1 protein-coding gene is annotated in these 282 nt (G+C 65.2%); it reads left to right on the top strand.

What is annotated here, in order from left to right:
- A partial coding sequence (locus QSV46_RS39530) for an efflux RND transporter permease subunit (protein ID WP_314964066.1) occupies positions 1-282 on the top strand: 282 nt, incomplete at both ends.

The following is a 282-nucleotide window of genomic DNA, read 5'->3' as shown; positions in this document are numbered from 1 at the left end:
CTGCAGGCCTCGGGCCAGATGGATAAGGCGATGGACTATCGCCAGATCGTGGTGGCCTGGCGCAACGGCTCCCCGGTCAAGCTCGACGAGGTGGCGCGGATCTACGACAGCGTCGAGAACGAGCGGATCGCGAGCTGGCTGAACGGCGACCGTTCCATCGTGCTCGGCATCCAGAAGCAGCCGGACGCCAACACGGTGGCGGTGGTCGACTCCATCCTGGCCAAACTGCCGGTGCTGCGGGCGCAGATCCCGCCATCGGTCTCGATCAACGTACTGATGGAC

The sequence above is a fragment of the Bradyrhizobium cosmicum genome (assembly GCF_032290525.1).
In the GTDB taxonomy this organism is placed as follows: domain Bacteria; phylum Pseudomonadota; class Alphaproteobacteria; order Rhizobiales; family Xanthobacteraceae; genus Bradyrhizobium; species Bradyrhizobium cosmicum_A.
Note: the sequence above shows the minus strand (reverse complement) of the source record. Positions and strands in the feature narration are given on the sequence as shown.